Source organism: Bacillus paramobilis, from assembly GCF_038096195.1.
In the GTDB taxonomy this organism is placed as follows: Bacteria; Bacillota; Bacilli; order Bacillales; family Bacillaceae_G; genus Bacillus_A; species Bacillus_A mobilis.
Genome location: NZ_CP151108.1, coordinates 198,386 through 216,895 on the forward strand (window position 1 = coordinate 198,386; position 18,510 = coordinate 216,895).

The 18,510-nt window shown below is 38.3% G+C and carries 25 protein-coding genes; 23 read left to right on the forward strand and 2 right to left on the reverse strand.

Going from position 1 to position 18,510, the window contains the following annotated elements:
- Positions 1-80 precede the first annotated feature (80 nt).
- From AABL52_RS00905 to AABL52_RS00920, 4 genes are all read left to right on the forward strand, one after another.
- Positions 81-1,121 carry an L-threonylcarbamoyladenylate synthase gene (locus AABL52_RS00905; protein ID WP_000557349.1) on the forward strand — a complete coding sequence of 347 codons (1,041 nt, stop codon included), beginning with the start codon at positions 81-83 and terminating at the stop codon, positions 1,119-1,121.
- A gap of 77 nt (positions 1,122-1,198) precedes the next feature.
- A complete protein-coding gene (locus AABL52_RS00910; protein ID WP_341518758.1) occupies positions 1,199-1,747 on the forward strand; it encodes a manganese efflux pump MntP family protein in 549 nt (182 codons plus the stop codon).
- A 19-nt stretch (positions 1,748-1,766) separates the two neighbouring features.
- Positions 1,767-1,895 (forward strand): hypothetical protein, encoded by a 129-nt coding sequence (locus AABL52_RS00915; RefSeq protein ID WP_001037630.1) that lies wholly within the window; start codon positions 1,767-1,769, stop codon positions 1,893-1,895.
- An 84-nt stretch (positions 1,896-1,979) separates the two neighbouring features.
- Positions 1,980-2,258: a DUF3935 domain-containing protein gene (locus AABL52_RS00920; protein WP_000197467.1), complete on the forward strand. Its 279-nt coding sequence runs from the start codon at positions 1,980-1,982 to the stop codon at positions 2,256-2,258.
- Positions 2,259-2,450: 192 nt separating this feature from the next.
- Here AABL52_RS00920 and AABL52_RS00925 read toward each other — a convergent pair whose 3' ends face one another.
- Together AABL52_RS00925 and AABL52_RS00930 are read right to left on the reverse strand one after the other, a co-directional pair.
- Positions 2,451-3,062 (reverse strand): flavin reductase family protein, encoded by a 612-nt coding sequence (locus AABL52_RS00925; protein WP_000949067.1) that lies wholly within the window; start codon positions 3,060-3,062, stop codon positions 2,451-2,453.
- A 159-nt stretch (positions 3,063-3,221) separates the two neighbouring features.
- Positions 3,222-3,608, reverse strand: a complete 387-nt coding sequence (locus AABL52_RS00930; RefSeq protein WP_061680023.1) for a DoxX family protein — start codon at positions 3,606-3,608, stop codon at positions 3,222-3,224.
- 386 nt (positions 3,609-3,994) lie between these two features.
- On the opposite strand from AABL52_RS00930, the gene AABL52_RS00935 reads away from it, so the two are divergent.
- The 19 genes from AABL52_RS00935 (at position 3,995) to AABL52_RS01025 (ending at position 18,498) form a co-directional block, all read left to right on the forward strand.
- On the forward strand, positions 3,995-4,492 hold the full coding sequence (locus tag AABL52_RS00935) for a PTS sugar transporter subunit IIA (RefSeq protein ID WP_000473666.1): 498 nt from the start codon (positions 3,995-3,997) through the stop codon (positions 4,490-4,492).
- Between the two features lie 246 nt (positions 4,493-4,738).
- Positions 4,739-5,179 carry a low molecular weight protein arginine phosphatase gene (locus AABL52_RS00940; RefSeq protein ID WP_000832353.1) on the forward strand — a complete coding sequence of 147 codons (441 nt, stop codon included), beginning with the start codon at positions 4,739-4,741 and terminating at the stop codon, positions 5,177-5,179.
- 96 nt (positions 5,180-5,275) lie between these two features.
- The gene (gene rpiB / locus AABL52_RS00945) at positions 5,276-5,719 is read left to right on the forward strand and encodes a ribose 5-phosphate isomerase B (protein WP_000869917.1); all 444 of its coding nucleotides are present in this window, start codon (positions 5,276-5,278) and stop codon (positions 5,717-5,719) included.
- A 21-nt stretch (positions 5,720-5,740) separates the two neighbouring features.
- Positions 5,741-6,358 carry a TIGR01440 family protein gene (locus tag AABL52_RS00950; protein WP_341518759.1) on the forward strand — a complete coding sequence of 206 codons (618 nt, stop codon included), beginning with the start codon at positions 5,741-5,743 and terminating at the stop codon, positions 6,356-6,358.
- Between the two features lie 253 nt (positions 6,359-6,611).
- Positions 6,612-7,853 (forward strand): serine hydroxymethyltransferase, encoded by a 1,242-nt coding sequence (gene glyA, locus AABL52_RS00955; protein WP_341518760.1) that lies wholly within the window; start codon positions 6,612-6,614, stop codon positions 7,851-7,853.
- A 272-nt stretch (positions 7,854-8,125) separates the two neighbouring features.
- Positions 8,126-8,755, forward strand: a complete 630-nt coding sequence (upp, locus tag AABL52_RS00960) for a uracil phosphoribosyltransferase (protein WP_000517539.1) — start codon at positions 8,126-8,128, stop codon at positions 8,753-8,755.
- A 370-nt stretch (positions 8,756-9,125) separates the two neighbouring features.
- Entirely contained in the window at positions 9,126-9,239 is a 114-nt protein-coding gene (locus AABL52_RS00965; RefSeq protein WP_000232961.1) for a DUF4024 domain-containing protein, read from the forward strand.
- Between the two features lie 26 nt (positions 9,240-9,265).
- Positions 9,266-9,490, forward strand: a complete 225-nt coding sequence (locus AABL52_RS00970; protein ID WP_001171219.1) for an AtpZ/AtpI family protein — start codon at positions 9,266-9,268, stop codon at positions 9,488-9,490.
- A complete protein-coding gene (locus tag AABL52_RS00975) occupies positions 9,490-9,882 on the forward strand; it encodes an ATP synthase subunit I (protein ID WP_000567600.1) in 393 nt (130 codons plus the stop codon). Before AABL52_RS00970 ends, AABL52_RS00975 begins: the two co-directional genes overlap by 1 nt.
- 7 nt (positions 9,883-9,889) lie before the next feature.
- A complete protein-coding gene (gene atpB, locus AABL52_RS00980; RefSeq protein ID WP_000399880.1) occupies positions 9,890-10,609 on the forward strand; it encodes a F0F1 ATP synthase subunit A in 720 nt (239 codons plus the stop codon).
- A gap of 56 nt (positions 10,610-10,665) precedes the next feature.
- A complete protein-coding gene (gene atpE, locus AABL52_RS00985; protein ID WP_000052064.1) occupies positions 10,666-10,884 on the forward strand; it encodes a F0F1 ATP synthase subunit C in 219 nt (72 codons plus the stop codon).
- A gap of 130 nt (positions 10,885-11,014) precedes the next feature.
- On the forward strand, positions 11,015-11,521 hold the full coding sequence (gene atpF, locus AABL52_RS00990) for a F0F1 ATP synthase subunit B (protein WP_001142618.1): 507 nt from the start codon (positions 11,015-11,017) through the stop codon (positions 11,519-11,521).
- Positions 11,518-12,060, forward strand: coding sequence for a F0F1 ATP synthase subunit delta (gene atpH / locus AABL52_RS00995; RefSeq protein ID WP_000064683.1), 543 nt, complete (start codon positions 11,518-11,520; stop codon positions 12,058-12,060). Before atpF ends, atpH begins: the two co-directional genes overlap by 4 nt.
- A gap of 11 nt (positions 12,061-12,071) precedes the next feature.
- The gene (gene atpA, locus AABL52_RS01000) at positions 12,072-13,580 is read left to right on the forward strand and encodes a F0F1 ATP synthase subunit alpha (protein WP_000027514.1); all 1,509 of its coding nucleotides are present in this window, start codon (positions 12,072-12,074) and stop codon (positions 13,578-13,580) included.
- Between the two features lie 247 nt (positions 13,581-13,827).
- Positions 13,828-14,688: a F0F1 ATP synthase subunit gamma gene (atpG, locus tag AABL52_RS01005; protein WP_000157697.1), complete on the forward strand. Its 861-nt coding sequence runs from the start codon at positions 13,828-13,830 to the stop codon at positions 14,686-14,688.
- A gap of 364 nt (positions 14,689-15,052) precedes the next feature.
- Complete coding sequence (atpD, locus tag AABL52_RS01010; RefSeq protein ID WP_001032603.1) at positions 15,053-16,462, forward strand: F0F1 ATP synthase subunit beta; 1,410 nt, start codon at positions 15,053-15,055, stop codon at positions 16,460-16,462.
- A 20-nt stretch (positions 16,463-16,482) separates the two neighbouring features.
- Positions 16,483-16,884, forward strand: a complete 402-nt coding sequence (atpC, locus tag AABL52_RS01015) for a F0F1 ATP synthase subunit epsilon (RefSeq protein WP_000847214.1) — start codon at positions 16,483-16,485, stop codon at positions 16,882-16,884.
- Between the two features lie 130 nt (positions 16,885-17,014).
- A complete protein-coding gene (locus AABL52_RS01020) occupies positions 17,015-17,797 on the forward strand; it encodes a DUF975 family protein (RefSeq protein ID WP_341518761.1) in 783 nt (260 codons plus the stop codon).
- Positions 17,798-17,844: 47 nt separating this feature from the next.
- Positions 17,845-18,498 (forward strand): DUF975 family protein, encoded by a 654-nt coding sequence (locus AABL52_RS01025; protein ID WP_144563827.1) that lies wholly within the window; start codon positions 17,845-17,847, stop codon positions 18,496-18,498.
- Positions 18,499-18,510: the final 12 nt, after the last annotated feature.

Here is an 18,510-nt window from a genome sequence, read left to right on the forward strand (position 1 = left end):
CCTTGTTTGTCTTTTGGATAAATCTCATAGTAAACTAAAAATAGACAAGTATTTCAGGGTAGAAAAGGACGTGGGAAAAAATGCATACAAATATGTGGGTTGTGGATAATGTTGTGGAAAGAAAAAAATATTATCCACAGTTACAAGAAGCAGCAAAATTATTAAGGGAAAATGAGGCGATTGCCTTCCCTACCGAGACGGTATATGGACTAGGCGCAAATGCAATGAATGATGAAGCAATCGCGAAAATTTTTGAAGCGAAAGGAAGACCGAGTGATAATCCACTGATTGTCCACATCGGTACAAAATCACAGTTGGACGTGATTGTGAAAGAAATCCCGCCAGTTGCAGAGAAGTTAATGGAGCATTTTTGGCCAGGCCCGTTAACAATTATTTTACCTAGAAAAGAAGGAATTTCAGAGAAGGTGACGGCAGGACTTAATACGGTTGGAGTAAGAATGCCTGATCATCCAGTAGCGCTTGCGCTTATTGAGGAGGCAAATGTACCTGTTGCAGCACCGAGTGCGAATCGTTCTGGGCGTCCAAGTCCGACACTAGCGTCTCACGTATATGAAGATTTAAATGAGAAAATCGCAGGTATTGTAGATGGTGGTGCAACAGGAGTAGGTGTGGAATCAACTGTAATTGATTGTACGAGCGCTGTTCCAACGATATTACGCCCAGGTGGGATTACGAAAGAACAATTGGAAGCGGTGATTGGCACGGTTTCTTTAGATCCGGCTTTAAAGGATGAGAAGGAAAAACCGAAATCACCTGGAATGAAATATACGCATTATGCACCGAAAGCGCCACTGAGTATTGTTGAAGGTTCACGTGAATTTATTCAGCGCCTTGTGGATGAGAAGAAGGAAGAAGGATTCAAAGTAGGTGTATTAACGACAGAAGAGTATCAGCATGTATATAGTGCGGATGTTGTATTGTCTTGTGGTGTTCGAAGCGATTTAGCTAGCGTTGCAACTAAATTATATGATGTACTGAGAACGTTTGATGCAAGTGAAGTAGATGTTATTTTTAGTGAATCATTCCCGAATGAAGGGATAGGGAATGCCATTATGAATCGCTTAACAAAAGCGGCAGGACATCAGATTATTACTGAATGATAAGGTACGATTAGCAAACAGAATATTTCTCCTCGGATAAGCATATTTTGAAGTAGCACGTCCGAGGAGGGACATGAATGACGTTTGAACAGCTAATACCTTTAACAATTATGGCATTTGCCTTAGGGATGGATGCGTTCTCGGTGAGTCTTGGTATGGGAATGATGACCTTAAAGGGAAGACAAATCCTGTATATCGGTATGACGATAGGGATATTTCATATTATCATGCCATTTATAGGGATGGTATTAGGTCGTTTTTTATCAGAGCAGTATGGAGATATTGCACATTTTGCAGGTGCTATTTTATTAATTGGACTAGGATTCTATATTGTATATTCCTCTATTTTGGAGAATGAAGAGACTAGAACGGCCCCTATTGGAATTAGTTTATTCGTATTTGCATTTGGTGTTAGTATAGATAGTTTTTCAGTAGGCCTTAGTCTTGGTATTTACGGGGCGCAGACACTTATTACGATATTACTTTTTGGGTTTGTTAGTATGTTATTAGCGTGGCTTGGTTTATTAATTGGTAGGCATGCGAAAGATATCCTCGGCACATATGGCGAGATAGTAGGCGGTATCATTTTGGTTGGATTTGGATTATATCTCCTTTTTCCTATATAATTTTAAGGAGGAGGGCGTTATGAACAAGCTATTGGAGTGGTATATTCGATTTGTCACTTTCTTTCCTAGATGGTTGCGACTGCTTGTTATTTGGGGTATTATTTTGCAAATTTCAATTTTAGGTTGGATGAAGTTAATTCGCGAATAGTAAGATAGCTCCTTTCTGTGCATAGTTTTATTTATACTATACTGATTGCGCTAAAAAATTACACATATAGAAAGGGTGAGATGAATGACGAGATTGAAGCAAGTTTTTGGTATTATTATTAGTTTTTTTGTTTTTTGGTTTAGTATGCTCGGTGTACAAATGTTTGCTGAGTTTTTAGATATTGAGTCATTGAAATTTGTTGCGGGAAAAACGGAGGCGGCGCGTGCCTTTTATTCTCCGTATCCGTTTATAATCGTTTTTCTTATTACATTGCTTTCCCTATATTTCTTAGTAATTAAGCTTGGGAAACCAAAAAAAGAAAAAGTACCTACTTTAGAGGAAAAAAAGGAAGAATTACAATGATAAAATCCCCTGCTAAATAGCGGGGGATTTTATGTTTGAGTGATGGAAGGAATCGAGCCGCTTCCGCTTTTAGGTATTATCCAGCTTCAGCGGCTAGAATCTCCGGTCATTTCGCTCTCTCGCATGAAGCAAAAAGCGCTTCAAGGTCGAGAGCTCCAATGCCCTGCGATTCTGTGCGAGCCGCTTCCGCTTTTAAATTGGCCTCACCAATTCAAATTGTTCTCCTAGTTTTGCGTAGTTGTGTCCTGCTAGGCGGCTTACTGGCTTTAGTCCTTCTGCGTGAATGCGACCTTTTTCGTATAGGTGTTCTGCGACGTGGAAACGAACGACGCGTCCGATTAGTAGGTCACAAGCTGGTGAGTCTTCTGTTCCGCCAAGAGGGATTGCGCGTTCTAGTACGCACTCCATTCGAATGTTTGCTTCTTTTACACCTGGAACGGAGATGACATCACTTTCAATTGGTGTTAGTTTTGCTAGTTCAATTTCACTCTCATTTGGCGGGAGGTTAGCTGCTGTTTCGTTAATTGCCTCTACGAAAGATTCATCAGAAATATGTACGACAAACTCACCTTTTTCAATGGCGTTTCGGGAAGTGTCCTTTCTTTCTCCTGCTTTCCGTTGCACAGAAACTGAAATAAGTGGTGGATTAGCAGCGACGATATTGAAATAACTATACGGTGCTCCGTTTAATACGCCGTCTTTTGTTACAGAAGTAACGAATGCGACAGGGCGTGGAATGATACTTCCCGTTAATAATTTGTAATTCTCTTTTTCTGTTTGTTCATTTGGATTAATGGATAACATTTGTAAAATCCCCTTTCTAAATATGACGACTTATTGTTTGTTTACAAGATGTTAGTGGAAAACTCCTGCTGAAAATAATATTTTTATTGCATAAAAAGAACTTACTTCAATTGTAATGAAGTAAGTTCAGTTTGGGTAATCTCAAAATCGAGATAAATATTACAGTAAAACGTATGCGCCAGGTCCGATTAAAGCTACACCGATCGCAACAGCGATTAACATTAAATTGTATTCATATCCGTTTTGTGTCACCCAGTAACCATTTTTTCCGTGAACAGTGAAGATTGCCATTAACATTGTTCCAACGATAAATAATGAACCAACTGCAGTGAAAATGCCTGATGCGAATAAAAACCCACCTAATAATTCAGTTGCGCCAGCCATAAATGCCATGAATACACCAGGGCGTAAACCGATTGATTCCATCCAGCCGCCTGTTCCTTTTAAACCGTAACCGCCGAACCAACCAAATAATTTTTGAGCGCCATGACCCATGAATGTAATACCTATAATAAGACGAATAATAAGAAGACCGAAATCCATCATTTTAAAAACCTCCTAAAAGTTATTAACTTACCTTATGTAAGTAATAATAAAATAGTTACTTACTTTAGTCAAGCGGATTTCGAAAAAAGTTTGAAATTAATTTTACAAATTAGCGACAAAAAACAAAATGTAGTAAAGACCTCTAGACAAGTTGGTTAAAAAAAGAGAAAATATAAGTAGAAGTTAACTTCTTATTGTTATTCAGACAATCAGAATTGACTGGAATTTTGTGAGGCGCTACAATAAGAGTCTAGTAGTAATGACGTAATTTATTTCGAAAGCGTTTTTACAGTATAATATTCGAAGTATGAGGTCTTACGTTTATTTCGATCTTTAATAGAGATTGCCCTATAAACTTTTAGGTAAATTATAAGGAGGACTATCCTATGTTTAAAAAATTATTCGGTCTTGGTTCAAAAACAAATGAAGAAACAATCGTAGCTCCATTAACTGGAGCAGTGAAAAATATTGAAGAAGTACCAGATCCAGTATTCGCTGGTCGTATGATGGGCGACGGTGTTGCAATCGATCCTACTGAAGGTGTAGTTGTATCTCCAGTTGATGGTGAAATCGTACAATTATTCCACACGAAACATGCGATTGGAATTAAAGCGAAAAACGGTACAGAAATTTTAATACACGTTGGATTAGAAACTGTAAAAATGGAAGGCGAAGGTTTCGAAGCTCACGTTTCTGAAGGACAAGCTGTAAAAGCTGGAGATAAATTAATCTCATTCGACCTAGAATTAATCCGTGAAAAAGCGAAAAGCACAATTACTCCAATCGTTATCACAAATACAGATGCAGCTGAGTCTATTAAAACAACTGTAGGTGTAACTGCTACAAAAGGTTCAACAGAAGTAATGAAAGTTACAATGAAATAATTATTGCATGAAAGGAATCCGTTTCGTATGAAATGGATTCCTTATTTTGTTTTGTAGTCTGCTCCTTATGTATGTTAAAATACTTTGGGCACTTGGAAATAGGGTTTCACATATATATGGATAAGGCGCATTTTTCTTAGAAAAAATATAAGAGAAATGCGCCTTTCGTATATTCACATTTCTTTTGTTCTATTCTTATGTACGCTATGATAAAGGAAAGGAAGCAGAGAAAAGGGGTGGGTTTGGATGAAACGAGTATTATTTGTTTGCACTGGAAATACATGCCGTAGCCCGATGGCTGAGGCATTACTTCGTCATCATGGGGAAGGTAAGTTTGAAGTGCAATCTGCTGGTGTTTTCGCCTATCCTGGAAGTGATGCGTCGATTTATGCAAAGGAAGCCTTAGCTGAAAAGGGAATTGCAATCGATCATGCTTCGCAGCAGGTAAACGAAACTTTGATTGATTGGGCAGATATTGTAGTAACAATGACGGAAAACCATAAACAAATTGTCCTTGGACATTATCCGAGTGTTGAAGAGAAAGTAGATACATTATATGGAGTAACTGAGGGGATAAGTAAGGATATTTCAGATCCATTTGGCGGATCACTTTCTATTTATAAAGAAACGTTAGAAGAGATGGAAAAACTTGTACAAACTTTACTGAAAAAACATTCAGAAGGTTGATGTTTCGTGTATAATACGATATTGGAGATCACTTCGTTCCATTACGGTAGCGAGTGAGAGATGAAGATAATTGATTGAAACTTTGGAGGGGTAAAAATGAAAGTAGTAGTAGCATCTGATCACGGCGGTATGAATATCCGTAAAGAACTTGTAAGTTTATTAGAAGAGTTAAATATTGAATATATTGATTTAGGTTGTGAATGTGAAGCTGGTTCTGTTGATTACCCTGATTTTGCGTTTCCAGCAGCGGAAATGGTAGCGAATGGCGAAGTAGATCGTGGTATTTTAGTTTGTGGGACAGGCATTGGTATGTCAATTGCAGCGAACAAAGTAAATGGTATTCGTTGTGCATTAGTTCATGATACTTTCAGTGCGAAAGCAACGAGAGAGCATAATGATACGAACATGCTAGCAATGGGCGAGCGTGTAATTGGTGCAGGTCTAGCGCGTGACATCGCAAAAATTTGGTTAACAACTGACTATGAAGGTGGTCGTCACGAAAACCGCGTAGGAAAAATTAAAACATACGAAACAAAGTAATAGATTCTAACTAGAAGCGGTATGAAATATAATTTGGTGAACCAACCTGTGAAAGGAAGAGGCGTAATGACAGAAATCGTAAAGGTAAGAGAGCAGTTACAAATGTCGCTTTCTGATTTCCAAGAACAAGCTTCATTACAAAGTGGTCAAATTTTTGTAGTGGGGTGTAGCACAAGCGAAGTGCTAGGAGAAAGAATTGGAACATCAGGAACGATGGAAGTAGCAGAGGCGATTTTTTCTGAGTTAAAACAATTTCAAGAACAAACAGGTATTGAGTTGGCGTTTCAATGTTGTGAGCATTTAAACCGTGCTTTAGTAGTTGAGAGAGAGTTGGCGATGAAATATCAATTTGAAATTGTAACAGTTACGCCTGTTAGATCAGCAGGTGGTGCATTAGCAACATATGCGTATCACAATTTCAAAGATCCGGTAGTAATTGAGTTTATTAAAGCTGATGCAGGAATGGATATTGGTGATACATTTATCGGTATGCATTTAAAGCATGTAGCTGTTCCGGTTCGTACAGGTGTGAAGGAAATTGGAAGTGCGCATGTAACGATGGCAACAACACGTGGAAAACTAATTGGTGGAGCACGTGCTGTTTATGCGGCGAAGGAAGAGACTATCACTTGCCGTTAGACATGAAAAATTATAAAGTCGCATAATAGCTTTATATCGAAAGATAAAAGGTATGTAGTCTGACTTTATAATAGAAGAAAGAAAAGACCGATTTTCGGTCTTTTTTTTCTTTTATGATATAGAAAGTCATGTTAGAATGTAGTTGAAAACATGAAGGTTCGAAAGAATTACAACCTGAATTTTCGTTTTTTCTGAATAAATGAGAAAAAACTATTGGGAATCGATGTAATTCGTTCAGAAAAGGGGGATTTTGGTGGATCATTTAAAACGTCAAGATGAAAAGGTATTTGCTGCAATTGAGGCAGAACTAGGAAGACAGCGTTCAAAGATTGAGTTAATTGCTTCGGAAAACTTCGTAAGTGAAGCAGTAATGGAGGCACAAGGTTCTGTTTTAACGAATAAGTATGCTGAGGGATATCCTGGAAAACGTTACTATGGTGGCTGTGAGCACGTAGACGTAGTGGAAGATATCGCACGTGATCGCGCGAAAGAAATTTTTGGCGCAGAGCATGTAAATGTTCAACCGCATTCTGGTGCACAAGCGAACATGGCAGTATACTTCACGATTTTAGAGCAAGGCGATACAGTACTTGGTATGAATTTATCTCATGGTGGTCACTTAACACACGGAAGCCCTGTTAACTTCAGTGGAGTACAATATAATTTCGTAGAATATGGCGTGGATGCTGAATCTCACCGTATTAATTACGATGATGTATTAGCAAAAGCGAAAGAACATAAACCAAAATTAATCGTTGCAGGTGCAAGTGCATATCCGCGTGTTATCGATTTCAAACGATTCCGTGAGATTGCAGATGAAGTGGGTGCATACTTTATGGTTGATATGGCACATATCGCTGGTTTAGTAGCTGCTGGTTTACATCCAAACCCAGTACCACATGCACATTTCGTTACAACGACAACACATAAAACATTACGTGGTCCACGTGGTGGTATGATTTTATGTGAAGAGCAATTTGCAAAACAAATTGATAAATCAATCTTCCCTGGTATTCAAGGTGGTCCACTTATGCACGTAATCGCTGCAAAAGCTGTTGCATTTGGTGAGACACTACAAGATGACTTTAAAACATATGCACAAAATATCATTAATAATGCGAACCGCTTAGCTGAAGGTCTTCAAAAAGAAGGACTTACACTTGTTTCTGGTGGAACAGACAATCATTTAATCTTGATTGATGTTCGTAACTTAGAAATCACAGGTAAAGTAGCAGAGCACGTATTAGATGAAGTTGGTATTACAGTGAACAAAAATACAATTCCATTTGAAACAGCAAGCCCATTTGTAACAAGCGGTGTACGTATCGGTACGGCAGCTGTAACATCACGTGGTTTCGGTTTAGAAGACATGGATGAAATTGCATCACTTATTGCTTACACATTAAAAAATCATGAAAATGAAGCTGCATTAGAAGAAGCACGTAAGCGTGTAGAAGCGTTAACGAGCAAATTCCCAATGTACACAAATCTATAATAGATGAAAGAAGACTGCTGAGACGTAATTGTTTTGGCAGTTTTTTTTTTGGACATATATTGTTCTTTAAGTATGTATACAAATGATGAATAAATTTTGGCGATATAATGAAGGATACAGCTCCCATAATTGGTAAAGATACTAGATAGATTCATCGTAAAATCATGATTTTGCCAAATTTGCCCTTGAATATTAGTAGCGTTTTCTTTACAATCGTAAATAGTGTAAAAAAGCGTGCAAACGCATGAATATCATCTAAAGGAGAGATTCACATGGGAAAACTGTATGTATTTGATCACCCGTTAATTCAACATAAGATTACATATATTCGCGATAAGAATACAGGTACGAAAGATTTTCGTGAATTAGTGGACGAAGTAGCCAGCTTAATGGCTTTTGAAATTACTCGCGATCTTCCACTTAAAGACATTGAAATTGAAACGCCTGTAAGCAAAGCAACAACAAAAGTGATCGCTGGTAAAAAACTTGGTTTAATTCCGATTTTACGTGCAGGTTTAGGAATGGTTGATGGAATTCTGAAATTAATTCCAGCAGCAAAAGTAGGACACGTTGGTTTATACCGCGACCCTAAAACATTGCAACCGGTAGAATACTATGTGAAACTTCCAACGGATGTAGAAGAGCGTGACTTTATCGTACTAGATCCGATGCTAGCAACAGGTGGTTCTGCAGCTGAAGCAATTAACTCTCTGAAAAAGCGCGGTGCAAAGCAAATTAAATTAATGTGTATCGTTGCAGCTCCAGAAGGAGTAAAAGTAGTACAAGAAGAACATCCTGATGTTGATATTTATGTAGCAGCATTAGATGAGAAATTAAATGACCACGGATATGTAGTACCAGGTCTTGGTGATGCTGGTGACCGTTTATTCGGAACGAAGTAAGACAACTGACGAGAGGGGATTCCCTCTCGTTTTTTTGTACCTTGATTAAGTAGGGGCGGGGGATAAATATACATAGTATATACAACATAAGTTGGATGCGCATCACATATAATATAGAAGTCTTACGTCTAAAGAGCACTATATTATGGAAGGAAAGCGTTATATCGTAAAAATATAATAGTGACAAACTTGTGAACATTTCCTTCTATTATAAAGAGAAAACTGTTAGAAATTGCATATCTCTAACCAGTATTTAGAAGGGGAACGTTTTCATTTTTGGGAGGAAATGACTAATACTCAAATTTTTTGATTTTTTACGATTTCTCGTTGACACTGTTAATACCCTATTGTATGCTAACAACGGGGATAGATGGTAGGGCTTTCAGTGACAAAAATACATCTATTCCGTGACGAAAATGTAAACTTTTTATTTTGTATAGGATTTATGCAAAAAAATGAGTTATTATTAACACATCGTGAATGAGGGTTACATATTGGAGGGATGAATCCTTGCAAAAAAACGATCGCAGCCATATAAAAGCTTATGCTTTAATGTCAGGTATTCTTGCTCAGTTAGTCGGTTCTATTCTTATTGGAATCTTTGGTGGGCAGTGGATTGATAATAAGGTTGGAACGTTTCCATTGTTTCTTATTATAGGGTTATTACTCGGATTAGGAACTGGGGTATACGCAATGATTCGACTCATTCGACATTACTATTCGGGAGAGCAATGATGATAGACGTACATGGACTTGTCCAAAGACAAAAGAAATATATGTACTACTTGCTTGCGCTTCTAGTGCTAGGATGGGGATTCACCTCTTACAAGGATGTATTTCTTGGACTGATTATCGGAACGATTTTCAGTTTTCTTAGTTTGCGCATCATTGCACGTAGAACAGACAAGCTGTTGGATCGCGTAACAAATGGAGAAAACGTGAAGTTTAAAGCGACAGCGGTAAGTACATATTCAAGATTCGCCACGATTGGGTTATTAATTTTATTTGCAGCCAAATATCAAGAGTTAATTGCGATGTGGGGCTTAGGTGTGGGATTGCTGACAGGATACCTTGTCATGATCATAGATTTTCTTTATTTAGAGTATAAGAGCAGGGAAGAGAGGTGAATTACTAGTGGAACACGGTAGATTAGTTGAATTTCTAGGTTTAACGTTCGATTTGTCATCAGTTATGATGGTTACTATAGCAGCAGTTATTGTTTTCTTAATCGCTGTTATCGGAACTCGCAGCTTAGCTCTTCGCCCAACAGGAATGCAAAATTTCATGGAATGGGTGTTTGACTTCGTGAAAGGGATTATCAATAGTACGATGGACTGGAAAACAGGTGGACGTTTCTTAACGCTTGGCGTTACGCTTATCATGTTTATCATCGTATCGAACTTTCTTGGTTTACCATTCATGTATTCAACAGTTGAGGCTGGCGAACATATTGCATGGTGGAGATCACCAACGTCTGATCCAGCAGTTACATTAACATTAGCCGTGATGGTAGTTACCCTCACCCATTATTATGGAATTAAGATGAAGGGTACAAAAGAATACGTTAAAGGTTATTTCCAACCGATGAAATTCTTATTCCCATTAAAGGTTATTGAGGAGTTTGCTAACACATTAACGTTAGGTCTTCGTTTATTCGGTAACATTTATGCAGGTGAGATCTTATTAGGATTACTTGCTAAGTTAGGCGGGGCATCATTCCTTGGAGCATTAGGTGCGCTTGTACCAATGTTAGCATGGATGGGATTCAGCGTATTCGTTGGATCAATCCAGTCATTTATTTTCGTTATGTTAACGATGGTTTATATGGCTCATAAAGTAAGCCATGACCATTAATATAATTTAAGTAAGAAAAAATTTATTTTTTTATAATACAAAGGAGGACAAATTAAATGAGTTTAGGTGTAATCGCAGCTGCAATTGCAATTGGTTTATCAGCATTAGGTGCAGGTATTGGTAACGGTCTTATCGTATCACGTACAATCGAAGGTGTTGCTCGTCAACCAGAATTAAAAGGCGCACTTCAAACAATTATGTTCATCGGGGTTGCTTTAGTTGAGGCACTTCCAATCATCGGTGTAGTTATTGCATTCATCGTAATGAACAAATAAGGGAGACTCCCCTTACATAGATGGCGAAGAGTGTTTTTTCCGAACTTTCTTCGCCATTGCTTTATGGATGAAACGTATGTCTTTTTTTTTCATATGATCAATTTAGATATTTTGAAGGGAGTGAATCCTTGTGCCAACTTTATTATTAGGGGCTGCCATTCCATTTGGAACGATTGCTTATACATTGTTCATTTTCTTACTTCTATTAGTAATGCTACGCAAATTCGCGTGGGGTCCTTTAATGGGAATTATGAAAGAACGTGAAGAGCATGTTACTAATGAAATCGACGCTGCAGAAAGAAGTAACGCTGAAGCGAAGAAATTAGTAGAAGAACAACGTGAAATGTTAAAACAATCGCGTGTTGAAGCACAAGAGTTAATCGAAAGAGCGAAAAAACAAGCTGTAGATCAAAAAGATGTTATTGTTGCTGCTGCGAAAGAAGAAGCAGAATCAATTAAAGCATCTGCTGTACAAGAAATTCAACGCGAAAAAGAGCAAGCAATTGCTGCTTTACAAGAACAAGTCGCTTCTTTATCTGTTCAAATTGCTTCTAAAGTAATTGAAAAAGAGTTAAAAGAAGAAGATCAAGTTAAGTTAATTCGCGATTATATTAAAGAAGTAGGAGAAGCGCGATGAGCAATGGGATTGTAGCAAAACGTTATGCTGTCGCTCTTTTTAAAATTGCTAAAGAAAAACACGTATTAGAAATGTTTGAAGAGGAATTACGCCTTGTACAAAACGTTTATGTAAAGAACGGAGAACTACATAGCTTTTTAACGCAACCAAACATTTCAAAGGAACAAAAGAAAACGTTTCTTGCAAACGTATTCGGGTCTGTTTCTGAATCTATTTTAAATACGTTATATATTTTAATTGATAACAAACGCATTGATATCTTACCTGAAATTGCAGATGAATACGTTGTTCTTGCTAATGAAGAACGTAACGTAGCGGATGCAACTGTATATTCTACTCGTCTTCTATCAGAAGAAGAGAAGCTTAACATTGCAGAAGCATTTGCAAAGAGAACAGGAAAAGATGCAATTCGCGTAAAAAATGTTGTAGATGAAGATTTACTAGGCGGCATTAAAGTACGTATTGGAAATCGCATTTATGATGGAAGTTTACAAGGAAAATTAGCACGTATTCAGCGTGAATTAATGAAGAATAGATAGGGGTGAAGCACATGAGCATCAGAGCTGAAGAAATTAGCGCACTGATAAAGCAACAAATCGAGAACTATCAGTCTGAAATCGAAGTTAGTGATGTTGGTACGGTTATCCAAGTTGGTGACGGTATTGCGCGTGCTCATGGTCTTGATAACGTTATGGCTGGTGAACTTGTAGAGTTCTCTAACGGCGTTATGGGACTAGCACAAAACTTAGAGGAAAACAACGTAGGTATCATTATTTTAGGACCTTACACAGAAATCCGTGAAGGTGACGAAGTTCGTCGTACTGGTCGCATCATGCAAGTACCAGTAGGAAAAGAACTAATCGGTCGTGTTGTAAACCCATTAGGTCAACCAGTTGATGGTTTAGGCCCAATCAATACAACAAACACTCGTCCAATCGAAAGTCCAGCACCAGGTGTAATGGATCGTAAATCTGTTCATGAGCCACTTCAAACAGGTATTAAAGCGATCGATGCTCTTGTACCAATTGGCCGTGGTCAACGTGAGTTAATCATCGGTGACCGTCAAACAGGTAAAACAGCAGTTGCACTTGATACAATCATTAACCAAAAAGATGAAGATATGATTTGTATCTATGTAGCTATCGGACAAAAAGAATCAACTGTACGTAACGTAGTAGAAACACTACGTAAGCACGGTGCATTAGATTACACAATCGTTGTAACTGCATCTGCATCTCAACCAGCTCCATTATTATACTTAGCTCCTTACGCTGGTGTAACAATGGGTGAAGAGTTCATGTACAATGGTAAACACGTATTAGTAGTATATGATGACTTATCAAAACAAGCAGCGGCTTACCGTGAGCTGTCATTACTATTACGTCGTCCTCCAGGTCGTGAAGCATATCCAGGGGATGTATTCTACTTACATTCTCGCTTATTAGAGCGTGCAGCAAAATTAAGTGATGCAAGAGGCGGCGGTTCTTTAACTGCACTACCTTTCATCGAAACACAAGCAGGGGACGTATCAGCATACATCCCAACAAACGTAATTTCTATTACGGATGGACAAATCTTCTTACAATCTGACCTATTCTTCTCTGGCGTACGTCCAGCAATCGATGCGGGTACTTCTGTATCTCGTGTAGGTGGATCTGCTCAGATTAAAGCAATGAGTAAAGTATCAGGTACACTTCGTCTTGACCTTGCATCTTACCGTGAGTTAGAAGCGTTCGCTCAGTTCGGTTCTGACCTTGATAAAGCAACTCAAGCGAAACTAAACCGTGGTGCTCGTACTGTTGAGGTATTAAAACAAGGATTACACAAACCGTTACGTGTAGAGAAACAAGTTATCATTCTTTACGCTTTAACACGTGGATTCCTAGATGATATCCCAGTAGCAGATATCACTCGTTTCGAAGAAGAATTACATGCTTGGTTAGATTCTAATGCGACTGACTTATTAGAAGAAATCCGTACAACTAAGAAACTTGCGGATGACGACAAATTTGCAGCAGCTATTAATGGATTTAAAAAAGTATTCGTAGCTTCTGAATAATAAAAGCGGAAGCGGCTCGTCCTGAATGTGAGGGGGAAGAAGTGAAGCCACCGAACATTCAAGCCGCTGGAGCTAGATAATATATAAAGCATCTCAGGCTTTGAGATTGCTGACGGTTATGTAAAGGAAAAGAGTAGGTGCACCTATTCTTTTCCTTCAATCATGAGCAAGAATATCTTGCAACGTAGATTAGGAAGAGAATTCTTACTAATCGTGCCAACTTCCGGAAAAAAGGTGGTGAAAACCTGTGGCATCTTTACGCGATATAAAAGCGAAGATTAACTCGACAAAGAAAACGAGTCAAATTACGAAAGCGATGGAGATGGTATCTGCATCTAAGTTAAACCGTGCAGAGCAAAATGCTAAATCTTTCGTTCCGTATATGGAAAAGATTCAAGAAGTAGTAGCGAGCATTGCGCAAGGAAGTAAAGGAATTAATCATCCGATGCTAAATGCGCGTCCTGTAAAGCGTACGGGATACATCGTTATTACATCTGATCGCGGACTAGCAGGTGGTTATAACAGTAACGTATTACGTACAGTGAGTAACGTAATTCGTGAACGTCATAATATGGACTCAAACCAATATTCAATTATTGTGCTTGGCCGACTAGGACGTGATTATTTAAAACGTCGCGGCTTTAACATCATTGATGAAGTAGTTGGATTATCTGACCACCCATCATTTACTGATATTAAAGACCTTGCTTCTCGAGCAATTGCGATGTTTGCAGATGGTGCTTATGATGAGCTGTATATTTACTACAACCATTACGTAAGTAAAATTTCACAAGAAGTAACGGAAAATAAAATTTTACCGCTTACTGATGTGGCGTCTAATAAACCGACGACAGCTTATGAATTCGAACCTTCTGAAGAAGAAATTTTAAAAGTACTATTGCCACAATACGCAGAAAGCTTAGTGTACGGTGCATTACTAGACGGTAAAGCAAGTGAACACGCAGCGCGTATGACAGCAATGAAGAGTGCTACAGACAACGCAATGGAAGTTATCGATTCACTTACACTTTCATTCAACCGTGCGCGTCAGGCAGCGATTACGCAAGAAATTACGGAAATCGTTGGTGGAGCAGCAGCGTTAGAGTAGTATTAAAAAGTGTAGGCGGTTCATTCAGAATGAGAGGGGGGGTGGAGCTTTTGACGTAGAGGCGATTTGTGCCTCGCAGGAAAAAGCGAAGCCACCGAACATTCTAACCGCCGGAACTAGATTCAGTAAAAAGTGGAAGCGGCTCGTCCAGAATAGGAGGGCATTGGAGCCCCTGACAAAGAGGCGATTTGTGCCTCGTAGGAAGGCGCGAAATGACCGACTGTTCTAGCCGCTGGAACTAGATTCAATAAAAAGTGGAAGCGGCTCTTTTCAAAGAGTCGCGTAAGCTATAAACCAATAAAAAATGAAAAGCTAACTGCTCGTAGTAAGTTGGCTAATTAAAAGAAAGCTAGGAGGGAACCCGATGAATAAAGGGCGCGTTACGCAAATCATGGGTCCGGTTGTAGACGTTAAGTTTGATGGCGGAAAGCTACCAGAAATCTACAACGCCCTTACGGTAAAACAAAGCAACGAAAACGGAACAAGCATTAACTTAACATTTGAAGTTGCACTTCATTTAGGTGATGATACAGTTCGTACAGTTGCAATGTCTTCCACAGACGGACTTGTTCGTGGTACAGAAGTAGAAGATACTGGTAAAGCAATCTCTGTACCAGTTGGTGATGCAACACTTGGTCGCGTATTTAACGTATTAGGTGATGCAATTGATTTAGATGGTGAGGTTCCTGCCGATGTACGTCGTGATCCAATTCACCGTCAAGCACCTGCATTCGAAGAATTATCTACTAAAGTAGAAATTCTTGAAACTGGTATTAAAGTAGTAGACTTACTTGCTCCTTACATTAAGGGTGGTAAAATCGGTCTATTCGGTGGTGCCGGTGTAGGTAAAACGGTATTAATTCAGGAATTAATTAACAACATCGCACAAGAACACGGTGGTATCTCTGTATTCGCTGGTGTAGGTGAGCGTACTCGTGAGGGTAACGATTTATACCACGAAATGAGCGATTCTGGCGTAATTAAGAAAACTGCGATGGTATTCGGACAAATGAACGAGCCACCTGGAGCACGTCAACGTGTTGCATTAACAGGTTTAACAATGGCTGAACATTTCCGTGATGAGCAAGGACAAGACGTACTTCTGTTCATCGATAACATCTTCCGTTTCACGCAAGCAGGTTCTGAAGTATCTGCCCTTCTTGGTCGTATGCCATCTGCGGTAGGTTACCAACCGACACTTGCAACAGAAATGGGTCAATTACAAGAGCGTATTACATCTACAAATAAAGGATCTATCACGTCTATCCAAGCGGTATATGTACCAGCCGATGACTATACGGATCCAGCACCAGCTACAACGTTCGCTCACTTAGATGCAACAACAAACTTAGAGCGTCGTTTAACACAAATGGGTATTTACCCAGCCGTAGATCCATTAGCATCTACATCTCGTGCACTTTCTCCAGAAATCGTAGGAGAAGAGCATTATGAAGTAGCTCGTCAAGTACAGCAAACTTTACAGCGTTATAAAGAGCTTCAAGATATCATCGCTATCTTAGGTATGGATGAGTTATCTGAAGAAGATAAGTTAGTTGTACATCGTGCTCGTCGTATTCAATTCTTCTTATCTCAAAACTTCCACGTAGCTGAGCAGTTTACAGGTCAAAAAGGTTCTTACGTACCTGTAAAAAATACAGTTAGCGGATTTAAAGAAATTCTAGAAGGAAAATATGATGACCTTCCAGAAGATGCGTTCCGTTTAGTTGGTGGCATTGAAGAAGTTATTGAAAACGCGAAGAAAATGATGGCGTAAGGCCTTAGGAGGGACGAAGTATGAAGACATTTCCAGTCAGTATTGTAACTCCTGATGGACCGGTTTACGAAAAAGAAGTAGAAATGGTAAGCGTAAAAGCAGAGAGTGGGGAAATGGGGATCTTACCGGGTCACATTCCAACTGTTGCACCATTAAAAATTAGTGCAGTTCGTCTGAAAAATGGTGGACACACTGATTATGTAGCGGTAAGCGGTGGCTTTATCGAAGTTCGTCCAGATAAAGTAACTGTATTATCATCATCTGCTGAAGAAGCAAACCATATCGATATCCATCGTGCAAATGAAGCAAAGCGTCGCGCTGAGCAACGTATGCAAGATAAACAAGCACATGTTGACTTTAAACGTGCAGAAATGGCATTACAACGTGCCGTGAACCGTTTAAACGTTTCCGATATGAAGTAAAAAATCCGTAAAGGCTTTGCCTTTACGGATTTTTTTGTGTAGTTTATGGATAATTTTACAAAAATGGTATAATTATATTGATGCTTGTATAAGTAGAGAATGTACAACAATTTATAAAGGAGATGAATAAATGATTGGTGAAATGAAACGAGAAGCGTTGCACTCTTTAAAGGGAAATTGGGGACTAGGTGTTGGATCAACAATTTTATATTTTATTTTAAGTTACGTTGTTTCGATGGCTGCAATGCTTATACTTTTAATTCCAGGAGTTATTATATTTTTACTATTTGCTGGTTTCACAGGTTCACTTGAAGAGGACACAATATCAATTGGAGCAGGTATTACATTTGGAATTTTTTATTGCATTATGATAATTTTAAGTAACGCATCGTATGGAATTACATCATACGGTTATACAAATGTATTTTTACAGATTAGTAAACGAGAAGGTGCTAAAGTAGATCACTTATTCGAAGGATTTCGTGGTTTTAAAAGAATGATGAAAACGATGTGGGCAATGCTTGCGATTTTGTTATATACAGGTACATGGATTCCGATGTTGCTGGTAGCCTTATTTGTATTTTTGGGTGAAGAAGGAAATACGTCGTTTGCTATTGCTTTCTTTGTACTATTAGCTATTTCAATCATTGGTATGATTGTGATGTACTTTTCTTATGCGCTGACGTACTATGTAATGGTTGAAAATCCAGAGTATAGTGTGTCACAGGCAATGAAAGAAAGTAAGCATCTTATGAAGGGGCACAAATTGGATTTGTTTCTGTTGTGGCTGAGTTTTATAGGTTGGGCAATTTTAGCAATTCTTACACTTGGAATAGGTTTTCTTTGGCTTAGCCCGTATATGAGTACAACGACAGCGCATTTTTATCGCTATCTTGCAAAAGATGAATTGTAGTAGGAACATGCTATACTAATAGAGTTATTACGTATAGGAGGACGATTATGATTAGTGATTTAAAAGGAGAAGCGCTAGATTCATTAGAAGGGAAATGGGGATTAGCTGTCGGTGCAACATTACTGATTTCGATTCTTATTTCAGCTTTTAGTTTTAGTATTAATTTTATTTTCTCTCAGGTTTGGGATTGGAAAGAAGTAAATAGCTCATTTTCAGTAGACGTTATTTCAATATTGATGGTAGGTCCATTAACGTTAGGTGGTTATTATTTAGCACTACATATCATTCGTGAAAAAGAGGCACGTATTGGACATATATTTAGATGGTTTACAGAAGGAAGTAAGTTTATAAAGTCATTTTTATTATATATAGTAGTGAACATTTATATTTTCTTATGGTTTTTACTATTTATTATTCCAGGCATTATTAAATCATTTTCTTATGCGATGACGTACTTTATAATAAATGATCATCCTGAGTATTCCATAAATCAAGCTATTACAGAAAGCCGTCGTATGATGGATGGACATAAGATGGAGTATTTCATTTTATGTTTAAGTTTTATTGGTTGGTTTATATTAAGTTGTATTACGTTAGGGATTGGATTCCTATGGTTAATTCCATATTTTTATACGACGTCAGCAGCTTTTTATGAAGAAATTGCAGAGGAATATTACGAGAAAAAAATTCCGACACTATAAAAACACCCAGTA

Bases quoted from the DNA above. Each gene is read 5' to 3' on its own strand.
- AABL52_RS00905 (WP_000557349.1), top strand. From the start codon at position 81: ATGCATACAAATATGTGGGTTGTGGATAATGTTGTGGAAAGAAAAAAA.
- AABL52_RS00910 (WP_341518758.1), top strand. From the start codon at position 1,199: ATGACGTTTGAACAGCTAATACCTTTAACAATTATGGCATTTGCCTTA.
- AABL52_RS00915 (WP_001037630.1), top strand. From the start codon at position 1,767: ATGAACAAGCTATTGGAGTGGTATATTCGATTTGTCACTTTCTTTCCT.
- AABL52_RS00920 (WP_000197467.1), top strand. From the start codon at position 1,980: ATGACGAGATTGAAGCAAGTTTTTGGTATTATTATTAGTTTTTTTGTT.
- AABL52_RS00925 (WP_000949067.1), bottom strand. From the start codon at position 3,062: ATGTTATCCATTAATCCAAATGAACAAACAGAAAAAGAGAATTACAAA.
- AABL52_RS00930 (WP_061680023.1), bottom strand. From the start codon at position 3,608: ATGATGGATTTCGGTCTTCTTATTATTCGTCTTATTATAGGTATTACA.
- AABL52_RS00935 (WP_000473666.1), top strand. From the start codon at position 3,995: ATGTTTAAAAAATTATTCGGTCTTGGTTCAAAAACAAATGAAGAAACA.
- AABL52_RS00940 (WP_000832353.1), top strand. From the start codon at position 4,739: ATGAAACGAGTATTATTTGTTTGCACTGGAAATACATGCCGTAGCCCG.
- rpiB (WP_000869917.1), top strand. From the start codon at position 5,276: ATGAAAGTAGTAGTAGCATCTGATCACGGCGGTATGAATATCCGTAAA.
- AABL52_RS00950 (WP_341518759.1), top strand. From the start codon at position 5,741: ATGAAATATAATTTGGTGAACCAACCTGTGAAAGGAAGAGGCGTAATG.
- upp (WP_000517539.1), top strand. From the start codon at position 8,126: ATGGGAAAACTGTATGTATTTGATCACCCGTTAATTCAACATAAGATT.
- AABL52_RS00965 (WP_000232961.1), top strand. From the start codon at position 9,126: ATGGTAGGGCTTTCAGTGACAAAAATACATCTATTCCGTGACGAAAAT.
- AABL52_RS00975 (WP_000567600.1), top strand. From the start codon at position 9,490: ATGATAGACGTACATGGACTTGTCCAAAGACAAAAGAAATATATGTAC.
- atpE (WP_000052064.1), top strand. From the start codon at position 10,666: ATGAGTTTAGGTGTAATCGCAGCTGCAATTGCAATTGGTTTATCAGCA.
- atpH (WP_000064683.1), top strand. From the start codon at position 11,518: ATGAGCAATGGGATTGTAGCAAAACGTTATGCTGTCGCTCTTTTTAAA.
- atpA (WP_000027514.1), top strand. From the start codon at position 12,072: ATGAGCATCAGAGCTGAAGAAATTAGCGCACTGATAAAGCAACAAATC.
- atpD (WP_001032603.1), top strand. From the start codon at position 15,053: ATGAATAAAGGGCGCGTTACGCAAATCATGGGTCCGGTTGTAGACGTT.
- atpC (WP_000847214.1), top strand. From the start codon at position 16,483: ATGAAGACATTTCCAGTCAGTATTGTAACTCCTGATGGACCGGTTTAC.
- AABL52_RS01020 (WP_341518761.1), top strand. From the start codon at position 17,015: ATGATTGGTGAAATGAAACGAGAAGCGTTGCACTCTTTAAAGGGAAAT.
- AABL52_RS01025 (WP_144563827.1), top strand. From the start codon at position 17,845: ATGATTAGTGATTTAAAAGGAGAAGCGCTAGATTCATTAGAAGGGAAA.